The organism is Nocardia barduliensis, assembly GCF_013315795.1.
Taxonomy (GTDB): domain Bacteria; phylum Actinomycetota; class Actinomycetes; order Mycobacteriales; family Mycobacteriaceae; genus Nocardia; species Nocardia barduliensis.
Map to the genome: position 1 here is coordinate 18623 of NZ_JABLTE010000026.1, position 12133 is coordinate 30755.

The 12133-nt window shown below is 63.8% G+C and carries 10 protein-coding genes; 2 read left to right on the forward strand and 8 right to left on the reverse strand.

The window, feature by feature from the left end; all coding sequences use genetic code 11:
* Positions 1 to 254 precede the first annotated feature (254 nt).
* Positions 255 to 377 (forward strand): hypothetical protein, encoded by a 123-nt coding sequence (locus HOV91_RS40515; RefSeq protein WP_281370879.1) that lies wholly within the window; start codon positions 255 to 257, stop codon positions 375 to 377.
* Between the two features lie 76 nt (positions 378 to 453).
* A complete protein-coding gene (locus HOV91_RS41070; RefSeq protein ID WP_369009320.1) occupies positions 454 to 729 on the forward strand; it encodes a helix-turn-helix domain-containing protein in 276 nt (91 codons plus the stop codon).
* On the opposite strand, the gene HOV91_RS13725 is transcribed toward HOV91_RS41070, so the two are convergent.
* The 8 genes from HOV91_RS13725 to HOV91_RS40520 all read right to left on the reverse strand — a co-directional run bounded on the left by HOV91_RS13725 (position 693) and on the right by HOV91_RS40520 (position 11966).
* A complete protein-coding gene (locus tag HOV91_RS13725; protein WP_174185768.1) occupies positions 693 to 1508 on the reverse strand; it encodes a hypothetical protein in 816 nt (271 codons plus the stop codon). The two genes, HOV91_RS41070 and HOV91_RS13725, sit on opposite strands and share 37 nt — an antisense overlap.
* 20 nt (positions 1509 to 1528) lie before the next feature.
* Positions 1529 to 1717, reverse strand: coding sequence for an acyl carrier protein (locus HOV91_RS13730; RefSeq protein ID WP_217440336.1), 189 nt, complete (start codon positions 1715 to 1717; stop codon positions 1529 to 1531).
* Complete coding sequence (locus tag HOV91_RS13735; RefSeq protein ID WP_217440337.1) at positions 1680 to 3563, reverse strand: fatty acyl-AMP ligase; 1884 nt, start codon at positions 3561 to 3563, stop codon at positions 1680 to 1682. Before HOV91_RS13735 ends, HOV91_RS13730 begins: the two co-directional genes overlap by 38 nt.
* Before the next feature lie 55 nt (positions 3564 to 3618).
* Positions 3619 to 4419, reverse strand: a complete 801-nt coding sequence (locus tag HOV91_RS13740; protein WP_174185770.1) for a hypothetical protein — start codon at positions 4417 to 4419, stop codon at positions 3619 to 3621.
* Positions 4420 to 5996: 1577 nt separating this feature from the next.
* Positions 5997 to 7271: a phospholipase D-like domain-containing protein gene (locus HOV91_RS13745; RefSeq protein ID WP_174185771.1), complete on the reverse strand. Its 1275-nt coding sequence runs from the start codon at positions 7269 to 7271 to the stop codon at positions 5997 to 5999.
* Positions 7264 to 10677, reverse strand: a complete 3414-nt coding sequence (locus tag HOV91_RS13750) for a serine/threonine-protein kinase (RefSeq protein ID WP_174185772.1) — start codon at positions 10675 to 10677, stop codon at positions 7264 to 7266. The genes HOV91_RS13745 and HOV91_RS13750 overlap by 8 nt, the downstream gene beginning before the upstream one ends.
* Positions 10678 to 11445, reverse strand: a complete 768-nt coding sequence (locus HOV91_RS13755) for a serine/threonine-protein kinase (RefSeq protein WP_174185773.1) — start codon at positions 11443 to 11445, stop codon at positions 10678 to 10680.
* Positions 11446 to 11834: 389 nt separating this feature from the next.
* Positions 11835 to 11966: a hypothetical protein gene (locus tag HOV91_RS40520; protein ID WP_281370880.1), complete on the reverse strand. Its 132-nt coding sequence runs from the start codon at positions 11964 to 11966 to the stop codon at positions 11835 to 11837.
* Positions 11967 to 12133 lie beyond the last annotated feature (167 nt).

Below are 12133 nucleotides of genomic sequence, written 5' to 3' on the forward strand. Positions count from 1 at the left end.
GTTCCCATGTTCGATGTGCCCCGCTATGGGCACGACGAACATGGGAACGGTGAACCGATCCGCGCGGACGCACCGCAAATCGTCAGACCGGATACACACCCACTATGACCAGGCGTTTTCCAGTTGCCCTCGTTTTGCGAATCCTGCCGAGCACGCCTACCCGCGACTCGGCCACGGACTAGACGTCACGGACACCAACGACTCGAATCGTGAAATGCTCTGCTGCGCTGTGAATCTCAGGAGAGCGTCAGCTCATGACCATGCTCGTCGAAGCTGGTTCTGTCGCACATCAGACGATCGGCGGTGGGACAAGACCGAATCAGCGCTTTCAGCCCGGCGCGCGCAAGACGCAGTGGAAGTTGCGGCCGCGCGACTGACAGATCAGGAGGGCAACAGTTACAGCGGATCGTGCGCCGATGCAGCACGAACACAGTGCGCTACCGGCGGGCGATCATGCTCCTGGCGACCGCCGAAGGCAACCGAGTGCCGGTCATCGCCCGGCTTGCGCAGGCGGAAGAGGACACAGTGCGGGACGTGATCCACCGGTTCGATGAGGTCGGCCTGGCCTCTCGGTGGATGGGAGGACGTCGTCGTCCAGACTGCCACCACCCGCGCGACCCGGCTCGGCCAGCCCTTCACCCGCTGCTTCCGGCTCGGGTTGGCCACCGCCCCAGGTCTGGGGCCAGAGCGATTCAGCTGCCCCAGGCGGGGCTGGTGTTGGGCGGGTAGTTATAGCTGGAGGCGCCATTCACCCAGCCATCCACGTCCTGCCCGTCCCATTCCAGCAGTGTCTCGGCGTTGCGGATGCACATGTCGTAGTCGAGGCTCCCGAACAGGCGGCTGACGGTGATCTGCTGATTGAGCTGCTGGTACCCCTTGCCTGTCTTGTACTCCATCTGCACCGTGGTCCGGAGCAGCCCGAGGCGCAGATCCCCGTTCACCACGGTCAGGACCCCCTGCTGCACATTGCTGTCCTTCTCCTGCAGCCCCTTGTTCTGGACCGCCAGCTGGCCGATCTTCTTGACGGAGTTGATGATTCCGGTGAGCGTGTCCGCCGTCACCAGCCCTCCGACCAGCTCGGTCACCGCCGAGATGGCCGGCGACAGGGACAGGGACGAGATGGACACACTGCGGCTGTCGCCGGTGATGTTGACCAGGAACGGCATCGTTTCGAACTGGAGTGCGAATATGATCCACCGAAAGACATCGAATGCCGTGGATGACTGATCGAAGCCTGCGGAGTCCTCGGTCTTGCGCAGGATGGTGGCGGCCACGGACTGCCATGAGCCGAAGGACGACAGCGGCCCTAGGCTGGGCAGCCCACTGTTGTCCCCGCCGTAGGCATTGCCGACCCCTGTCTCCTGGTTGCTGTCGTCGAGTTCGCAGCCGTCGGGGCCCAGCAGCCCGAGCTTCGCCAGCATCTCCTGTGGGGGCGCCTGCCTGCCCTCCGCCCACATGGCGATCTCCAACGCTTCCCGCCGCAACTGCTCTCGAATCAGAGTGCTCACGGTCCTCCTTCCTCCTGCGGTCAGGATGCATGCGCGGCGTGTTGCTCGCGCGACTCGCAGATCAACCGCTCGATGTCCTGCACCGTCTGCACCTGGGGGATGGCCTGGAAGCCCAGGTTGACCCGGAAGCCCAGCTCGACCGCGCCCAGAAGGCTGAGGAGTTTCATGGAGTCAACCCCTGGCAGCTCTCTCACCATGGTGGTGTTCATGATCTTCTCCTCGCGGCACTCCGTGCTGTTGAGATCCAACTTCTCGCGGATCAGGGAGTACAGCTGCTCTCGCTCGTGGGGGGTCAGATGGGTGTTCATGGCTGCTCCTCGTAAAGGGTGTATGGATGGTGTGCAGCTGGCCCGGGGGAGCGCTCCACAGCCCCTCGAGATATTGCTGCCGTGTTTTGCTTCGCTTCACCTTGCCGCTGGATGTCTTGGGCAGCTCCCCCGGCGGCAGCAGGATGATCTCCGCAACGGGCAGGGACAGCTTCGCCTGGATTTGGCCGCGGACCTGCCGCGCCGCCGTGGCGGCGTCTCCCCCGCGGAGCTCGGCGACGATCACCACCTCCTCGGTAGCCCGGCCTGGCCGGGTGAAGGCCACGACGTTGCCCTTACGCAGGCCGGGCACCTCGGCCGCGGCCCACTCCACCGTCTGGGGGTCGTGATTGCGCCCATTGATGATCAGCAGGTCCTTCTTACGACTCGTCACGTAGAGGACGCCTTCGGCCAGGTATCCACAATCCCCCGTGCGCAGGCCGTGAGCCGTGAAGCTCCGCCGGGTCGCCTCCGCGTCACCGTAGTAGCCCGCAGCCACGCTCGGCCCCTGGAAGACCACCTCGCCGATGTGCCGCTCCGGGAGCGGATTGCCCGCATCGTCCACGATGAGGATTCGGTGATTCGCGATGGGGTGTCCGCAGGGCACGAACGCCACCTGCGTCCCGGGGGCCTCGGTCTGCGAGGCGGGCCGCGCGAGGCCGCTCGCGTGGTAGGGCTCCTTCTGGATGACATCCAGGGCGAGCGGAACTCCGATCTCGCTGAACGAGATCGCGAGCGTCGCCTCCGCCATGCCGTAACACGGCACCACTGCCCCCGGCCGCAGCCCCGCCGCGGCGAAGTGCGCCGCGAAGGAGCGCAGCGTCTCCGGGTGGATGGGCTCGGCGCCGCAGCCCACGACCCTCAAGCAGGACAGGTCCAGCCGCTCGAGCTCCTCCGCCGAGGTGTGCTTGACAGCCAGCGCCAGACCGAAGTTGGGCGCGAAGGTCACGGTCGCGCGGTAGCGGCTCACCGTTTCCAGCCACAACCTCGGTGAGAGCGCGAATCGCAGCGTCGGCAGGAAGCTCACCGGGCAGCGCACGATCAGCGGTGCCAGCACGAAACCGACCAGCCCCATGTCGTGGTACATGGGCAACCAGCTCACGCCCCGGTCTCGCCCGCGCTCGAGGCCAAGGGCGCTGATGATGGCCGCGCAGTTGGCCAGGACGCTGGCGTGCGTGACCCGCACTCCCTTGGGGGCCGCCGTGGTCCCCGAGGTGAACTGCAAGAACATCACGTCCTGCGGGAGGATCGCCTCGGGCTGGGGCGCACTGCCCACCAGAGGCTCGGCGAAGAACTCCTCCGCGACGGCGGATTGCAGGCCCTCGACCGCTCGGACGAGCGGGTCCAGCAGGTCCGCCAGGCTCCGGGGCATCAAGAGCACCCGGGCCCCCGCCGCGCGCAGGATGCCGGCGGCGTCCTCGCAGTACGCCTCGAACTTGCCGAAGTTCATGGGCGGGTACAGGGGGACCGGGATGACGCCCACCGAGACCGCGCCCAGGAAGGTGAGAACGAACTCCTGCTCCTCGGGGACGATGAGCGCGATGCGCTCGCCCTTGCGCAGGCCGCTGCAAAGCAGCCTGCGCCCCCGGAGCAGGGCCTCACGCGACAGCTCCGACCAGCTCACGAAGTGCTCGCGCCCGTCCTCTCGGACGAAGGTATAGCCACTGTCCGAGTGGCCGAGGTTCTCGGCAAGGACCTGCGTGAAGGTCGAGGCCGTCGTGCCCTCAGGCAGCGCTTGTTTGGAGAACATGGGACCTGCCCCGGGGAGTCCGGTGGGTGGATTGCAGCAAGGACCTTGAACCGACTTACTGGTTCCAAGCGGGGCTAGCGTTGGGCGGCATCGAGGCACTGGCCGTCCCGCCCACCCAACCGGACACGTCCTGGCCATCCCAGTCGAGCAGGTAGCTGGCGCTGCGCATGCACTTGTCGAAGTCGAGCACGCCGTAGCCCCGGTAGAGTGTGAGGTCCTGTGTCAGCTGCTGGTACCCCTTGCCCTCCTTGTACTTCATCTCTACCTCGGTCCGGACGGCTCCGAGGTAGTAATTGCCGCCATTGCACGACAAGAGCCCGGTCTGCTGTTTGGTCTGCTTCTCCTCCGTCCCTTTGTTCTGGAACGCCAGCTGGCCAATCTTCTTGATGGTCGTCACGATTTCATCGAATTGCCCCGGCGTCACGATGCTCAGGACCAGGTCACTCACCGCATCGACGCCCTTTTCCAGGGAGAGCGAGGAGATACCCGCTGTACGGTTGTCAGCGTAGAATGTTCCGCCCTGGAAGAACGGCATCGTGGAGAACTTATAGAGGAAGTTGTTCCAAGAGACCGGGTCGAAGTCCGTGACGGCTGGGTTGAAGTTGGTGATGGAATACGCCTTGTTCACGATAGTGGCGGCGACGGAATCCCACGTTTTGAAGCTCTTCAGAGGCCCCAGGTCGGGCAGCGAGCTGCCGTCGCTCACCGCGCTGTTGCCCACCGCCAGGTCCTGACTCCCGGAGTCGAACTGCGAGAGCACGGACACCGCGGCGGCATCCGGCTCGGGGCAAGGCATCTGCCACAGCGCGATCTCCACGGCCTCTTGGCGTAGCTGGGACTGACTGATCTCGGTCATGACTGCTCCTTGTCTGCGAGTGAGGTGCTACACAGGGTGAGGTGCCACAGCGAGATGAGATGATGTTTGAAGAGGGGGCTCAACTATTCCAGGCAGGGCTGCCATCGGGCGATACTGCATAGCTGTCCGTGCTGCCGACCCGGGCATTCACGCCCCGGGGACCTTACGCGAGCATCGTGCTGACGTTGCGAATGCGATTGTTGAGCTCGGGTTCGCCGTAGCCACGGTAATTGGAGAGGTCCTGCCGCAATGCAGCATAGCCCAGTTTGATCATGCTGGCCCAGACTATCTCTGATTCGATGGGCTTGAACTACCTGGAGTCAATATTCGGGCTCTGACTTCAGTGCGTGTCGGTCCAGCAGTTGCCGGCGACTCGAGTTTCCCTCCCCGCATCGTGTCGAAATCCTCTGGTGCACTCCGCGGTACGAACGGGAACAGTCGATCACCGTCACAGTCCGGGCCTACACCGACCAAAGGCTGCCCGGGACGCGGTGGTGGTGGTGGTGGTGTCGAGGTCGGCCACGCTCGCGTCGTCGAGGAACGAGCCGGTGACGGCGTGGCCGCCGATCTCGCCGTCACCGGCTACGTGCGAGACGGTGGCCCAGGCCGCGAGCGGTCACGCTGCGAAGGCGCTTTCGGCCGACGGCAGGGCCACGATACATCCGACCGACCAGCTCGTTCCACCTCCTACGCGCTACGACACCGCCCCATCAAGCCAAGCCCCCATCGGAATCCAAGTCCCGGTAGCCCCAGCGGCCGCCCATGTCCCGAGGCCCGCGATCAGGGGAAACACTCCGCAACCAGGGCGCACCCCGGACCGGTGCACCCGGTCTGGCCATGCCCCCGATCGGGCGTGTCGCCCCGTCCCGGTGCAGCCGACGCCGGGTCGGGGCGACCGGCCAGACGACGCCCACCGCCCCGACCAACAGCCGCCCCGGGAAGCCGGCATCAGTCCGGTTGCGGTAACCGCATCTCGCATGTTCCCCACCAAACCCTTGGTCAGCGCAGCTCCCGACCCGCGTCAGCAATGCCAGCCCCTGGAGCGTTCACGTCAGTGAATCGACCGACGCGCGTGCCGACCAGTTTGATCCAGAGTTCGGGGCCGTCCACTGTCAGGCGGTTCGGATTGATTAGCGTTAGGACCAGCGAATGGGGACCGAACCACCCGATGCGAACACATCACATCGACCGGAGACCACAGAAGCCGACTACATGGTTACGCGAAGTGAACACCCGGGACATATCAGCGACATACGGCACCCCTCATAGTTGGTAGTCGGCTTCAATCACTAACTGTCCCATCAGAAACCGCAGTCAGGCCCATTCCCATGTTCACAGTGCCCCGCCGTGGGCACATCGAAGATGGGCACAGAAACCGATCCCTACCGGCGGTCAGTGGATGTCAGACCGAATAGGAATTCGCGATGATCAGGCGTTTTCCAGTTGCCCATGTTTTGCGTGTCCTGCCGAGTAGCGGTACCTGCGACTCTCTATGAAAGCGTCACCGCCACAACCACATTCACTAGCATGATCACCACCACGTCGCCCCTTCTCGACTTCCTGCAACCTCACAAGCGTCAGTCCGCGAGCAGTGACAGCAGGGTGGCGTACTTGTGGTCCACCTCATCGGGCACCGTCACCACAGTTCCCGTGTAGTCACGAAACGGTCGCCCGGCCCCACGGAAAGACAACCAAGGAAAGTCCGACACCACCCAATTTCCGTCGAACACGAGGGTGTTCTGGACTGCCGACTCGAGCTGGTGCACACGTATTCTGCTGCGGTGCCGCCGAGCCAGGACGTCAAGTCTTTTCTCGGCTTCCCTGTCGCATCGGGAAAGGATCAGGTCCACCTGGACGCGTGCCCTCAGCCTCTGGTCCAACTTGGCGAGAAAAGTGGAGTCCACGACTGACGAGGTGGCCAGATCTGTGCCGATCAGGAGGCGATCTTCAGCGGTTTCCAGCGCAGTCGCCAGTACGGTCTGGTGATCGAAGAGCCGGATTTCCCGGACCGGTGGTGGGTTTTCCTCCTGGGGCGTGCCAGGCGCTGTCGTTACCCTGCCGGCTTCCAGGTGTGGTGGCAGTGGGGCGTGCGGCCTTGGCGGTTCGACGCTGAAGCCGAGCTTGTCCGCGCCGCCGAGAGTGCTGAGCACGGTGTCGTGGTTCTCGCTGGGGTCTCCATCGACAACGACCGCTGTCTCGACCTCACCCCGGTCTTTGTCGCCGTAGATCAGGATGTCGACTGGCATATACCGGTGGGTTGACGGGGTTACGTTGATGACGTCGAGAACGTCGAGCGATGCGCCTCGGCCGGGTTGTCGCAGGAAGGAGTTCACCGCTGCCGGGGTGATGTCGGATTTCTTGATCCGGGTCGTTCGTTGCGCAGGCAGCAGAATGCAACCCTCGGATTGAGCTGCGGCCTTAGTGACGAGGTCGCGGCTTTCGTAGTCGGCGAGCGACCAGGTGAGCCGGTCGAAGGCGATTTTTACGGTCTTCTGGATCGGTCTGACCGACTCGAGCTCGTCGGCCAGCCTCCGTCCTCGCTCGGTCAGTCTGAGTTGTCCCAGCGCTGGGCCGGCGAGCAGGGCACCTTCTCGGTAGTGGTCGGCGACGGTGGCGTCGATGAGCTTTGGCTCCAGCCCCAGGAAGGCTGCGATCTCTGCCGTCCCTGCGACGTCGGCTTTGACCAGGCGCAGCACGAATTCGTCGAGCAGAGGAAGCGGTTTGGCCTCCTGGGCCAGGATGTCGGCAGCGACGACGGTCACTGGAACGGCTGCTTTTTCGATTCCGAGCAGATGCAGGCCGGGGCGTTCGTGGCTGAATCGCTTGGATAGGCGCAGGTTCGAACTAAGCATTCTCCACCTCCTGCACCTCGCAGTCTTCGGGGTGGTCTCCGATGTAGCGCACGATGTCCTGCAACGCGCCGTCTGCGGATCGGCAGAATTCGGCGTCGCCCACGATGGTCAAACCGAAGCGTGCCCGGGACACCGCGACGTTGATGCGCCGCCAGTGCTCTGTCCTGAGAAAACCAGTTTTGAGCTGGGCATTGCTGCGTGTCACGGAGAATATCGCCACGTCGCACTGTCTGCCTTGCACAGCGTCCACGGAGAGAACGTCGATTTTCAGCCGGTTGAAGCGGGAGGAGGAAAGCCGCCGCTGCATCTCGGCTACCTGTCTGCGATACGGAGCGATGAGCAAGATCTCCAGGGCTCCGCCTGCGCCACCGGCGGGGCGCACGACCCCCTTTTCGATGGCGTTGTCCAATGTCTCGAGCCGCTGGAAGACGATCCGTGCTTCGGCCCTGTTGGCGTAGCTGATCCCGCCCGGCCCGCGGTCTTCGCGCCGCTCGTTACCCAGTCGGGAGGTGTCCAGCCAGAGAACAGGTTTACCGAGCATGTCGTAGCCGGGCAGCCCCTCGGTCCTGGGAGAACTGAGTTCTCCACCGTAGAAACAAGTCGACACCATGTCGCCGATCGGCCGGATCATCCGGTACTGATCGCGCAACAGGAACTTCGAGTGCGCGGGCAGCCGGTCGGCGAACCACTTGAACAGAGTCTCTTGGACAAGTTCGCTGTCGATGTCGTGTTCGGCGAGAACCTCCGTGGAACGAAGCAGCTCTTCTTCCTGTGGCGGAAGCTGTTTGGTGTCCCCGACTAGAATGGCTCGCCGTGACCGGGACAGGGGAACCAACGCCTCGGTTGCGGTAGCCTTCGATGCTTCATCGAGGATGCAGAGATCGATCTCCAGGTCGCGGACGGCGGCCTGCCCGACGAATCCGATGCACGTTCCCGCGATCACCTGAGCGGTGCCGAGGAATGCCTCTGCGAGTTGGCGGTCGGATCTGGTGCGCTGCAGCCATTCCGCCTGTAGCTCCACGAGAGCGAGGAGTCGCTGGGCAGACGTCGACGGACCAAGGAGCGCATCCGCTGCGGCGAGTGCGTCTTTGGCTGTGAGGGACCGGGACAGGGTCAGGTCTCCCGCGAGCTGCTCAACAGCGTCGTCGTGGAGCTGGCCGTAGCGGCTGGCCAGGTCGTCCATGCGTTCCTGCAGATCGCTGTCCTCCTCGACGATCTCCAGTGATGTGGCCAGTCTCGATGTCACACTACTGTCGTTCGCCCGGCGGTCGATCTCGCGCTCGACGTCTTCACGCTCGCGAACCACCTTCGCCAGTTGCTTCAGCGACAGCGCGGCACGCAGATGCCCGACATCCATGCCGTGTTCGCTGGCGACCCTTTCCAGATGGCGCTGGGCATTGCGTCGGATTCCTTCGGCCCATTTCGTCATCTTCTGGTCGAGCAGCAGGTGACGCACGGACTTGTCGACCCGCGGATCGTCGGGGTGGCCAAGCCGGACGATGCCCGGAATTCCGGCCTGCTCCAAGCGAGCCAGGGCGTTGTCCACCGCCACGTGCGTCTGACTGACGATGAGGATCCGCGCGTGCGGACGGTCTCGCAGTGACTGAACGACGATCTCGGCGATGAGGTCGGTCTTGCCCGTGCCGGGTGGGCCCTCCACCAGGAGGATGTCCGAAGCTCCCAGCGCCGATTCGACGGCCTCCTTCTTGCCTGTATCAAGCGTTCGGGTCCACTCATCGATCTTCCACGGTACGGGGGCTCGGACCTCGCTAGGGTTCTGGATCTTGTCTCGTAGATCCGGCCGTGCCGCGGTGCCGTCGCGGAAGGCAGAGACGGCATCGCGCTGGCGTTGCAGGGCTTTTCGCGTCGGTCCGAGGGAGGGCCGGATGCTGCCGTTCGGCTCCAGCGCAGGGACGGTGGTCTTGCTGCGCAGTGTGACGGTGTTGTCCTCCTGGCTGATGATCTGGCCGTAGGCGAGCACACGGCGCGAGTCTTGGGCAATGATCTCCCAGTCGGTGCCGATCAGTTCTTCCTCGACCGGATCGCGCAGGTCCAGATCGACCTCGCGGCCGCGGATGGTCCGGTGCGTGTAGGGCATCGCCTTGAGGGCGCCGCGGGCTAGGTCCTCGCGCGCCTGCAGGACCTTGTTCCACTCGCGGAGGATGTCGATCCCCTCGTAACCGCTCGCGAGACCTCCGCTCCGCTGGAGCTGTTTGTCTTCTTCGAAGTCGTCGAGCGCACGCAACAGGCCATGACGTCCGTCGTCCGCACGCGTGGCGTTGCGTGGTACAGAGCAGGTCCACGTGGTGAAGTGGGCGACATTAAACGCGTCCTTCCGGAAGCGTTCGAGTACCTCGTATTCGAGCAGCCAGGCGCCGGTGACGATCAACCGCGGAGGATCGTCCAGCTTGAGGGTGAACTTCCATCGCTTCCCAGCGATGACGACGGTCGACCGGTCGGCGACGCGTTGACTCCTGTCGTGACCGTACACGGCGAACACATCGTCGTTGAGGTCGTCCAGCACGACTGCCTCGGCGGTGGCGCCGGTGTCGCCCGAATGCTTCAGCAGTTCCGTCCTCGCACGGTGTGTGAGGTGGAGCCACAGGGTGCTTCGGCTTGCGACGGGGACGATTGGGCGTCCGCGAAGAACAGTCTTCAACTCGTCGGCGAGGACAGCGCCATTGGCCGGCCGCTGGGTGTGGTCGGGTTGAACGCACCTGGAAAGGAGCTTGCGGACATCAGGGGGGACGTTGATCGCCTGGAGAGCGGGTTCGATATCCGCGAAGTTTCTGAGCCGGTCCTGGTGCATTGCCTGGATCAGCAACACACCCATCGAGTACACGTCGCGGACGTACTTGACCGAACCGTCTTCCTCCGGAGGTGTGTACGCGCCGGATCGAAACCCCATGACTGTGTGCTCGCTGACAGCGCCCTGCGCGACCTTTGCGATGCCGAAGTCGGCCAGCAGAGGTACACCGGTCTTGGTGACGAGGACGTTGCTCGGCTTGATGTCGCGGTGCTCGACCCCTTTGAGGTGGGCGTAGGCCAGCGCTCCAACTAGGGGTTCTGCTACATGGTCCCCGAGTTCGTCCCAAGTATGAGCACCTTGGTCTTTCAGGACGTCGGCAAGAGAGTCCTCAACCCAGTCGAGAACGAGGTAGTGCGCGTTGTGACCTTCATCGATTCCGGCGTCCCGGAGCCGGATGATGTTGCGGTGACTGAGCGTGCGAAGGCTTTCCAACTCCCTTGTAACGGCGAGCTCATGAAGGGGGTTGGTGCTGCGGCCGACCAGCTTCACCGCGACCATTTCCCCAGCACTGAGGTCAAAAGCTTTGTGAACGCTGGCGAATCCACCTGTTCGAGGTGGCTCTTGGGCCAGGGCGTACTTTCCCGCGATGGAGTCCAATTACGCAGTCCTCATTAGCTCGCGGAACTCGTGCGCGTCCTGGGGTCGGGCAGCGGGGTCGTGCTGCGTTGCCGCGGCAACGATTGTCCGCCAGGGCTCGTCTTCGGGCAGCAGCGGGGATCCTTCTTGCGGTGTGCGTCCGGTCTTGGCCCAGCCGATGATCTGCCCCAGACTGTAGAAATCGGCGCTGGCCGTCGCCTCGTGAGCGTCAACCGCCTGTTCCGGAGCGGCGAAACCTACGGTTCCGAGGAACCTACCGGGTGTGGTTCGGCCCGTATACGTAGTGTCCCCTCTCGGCCGCCGTCCAAATCCCCAGTCCGCGACCGTCCAGCACCCATTGAGCAACAAGAGGTTGGCTGGTTTGAGATCTCGGTGCAGCCATCCTGCCCCGTGGGCTGCTTCCAGCGCCGAACAGACAGCCAGGACCATAGCGCGGAGTTGGCTATCATCCGACAACGAGGGGCGAGCGCCTTCGGCATTGCACTCGGCCAAGGGCATAACAAACCAATCGTACGTCTTGCTGTAGTCGAGCACTGGCACGATGTGGTCGTTGCCCAACGACAACTGGCCGAACTCGATCTCCCGCCGCATCCTGGCCACTGCATCGACGTTCCACGTCATCCGTCGCTTGAAAGCCACTCTGGCACCGGTCGCCTTGTGCTCAGCGGGGAATACCTCGGCTTGACCGCCCTGCGCCAGCGGACGGTGGCCCAATCGGTAAGCTGCGCGGTCGTGCTGTGGAGAGTCTCCCAGGGGACCGTAATTCACCTCGCGCCTTCCCCCTAGCCTTCACATCGCTCCCAAGACTAGATCAACTCTTGACCTCACGAAATCTGTTCGTGTTCACCCGGTTAATCGGTTCGCAGATGGGATCGCCAGATGTAAGGTCCTGGTGGGACGAATGCGGCCTTCTCGACGACCCATCCGACAAGCCGGTCAGCATGGCAACCCGAGTCGCAGTGATACACAAGGGTCCTGGCCGGACTCAGGAGGATTACGCCCGCGAGGAGTTCCGCCGGGCCGTACGCAACGTCAAGCCCCGCGCGGTCGAACCCGCTGCACGAGACAGCGATCACCGGTACTGGATCAGGCGTGGACGCGACGCGGTGTCGGTGGAGCACCGCGAGATCGTGCCTGTCGACTGGGAAATTCTCCAATCACTTCACCGAGCCGACAAACAACAGCTCATTTGCGATCGGTGCGCGGTCCGCTCCCACGATGTCGATCTGCACATCGTTGGCACGGGTCCAGTAACCGCCGATGGCGGGGACTGGCAGGGAGATTCGCATCGAGCAACAATCGTGCCAGCGCTTCACGCACCATAGGGTCAACGGCCCTGCTACGCCAGCTCATCCAATTTGCGCGGATGCGCTTCAGCATCAGATTGTCTACATGGGCGGGCGGCAATCCGATGAACGCCCTTACGGCCGCCTGCCTCGAATCCAGTACCGGCGGA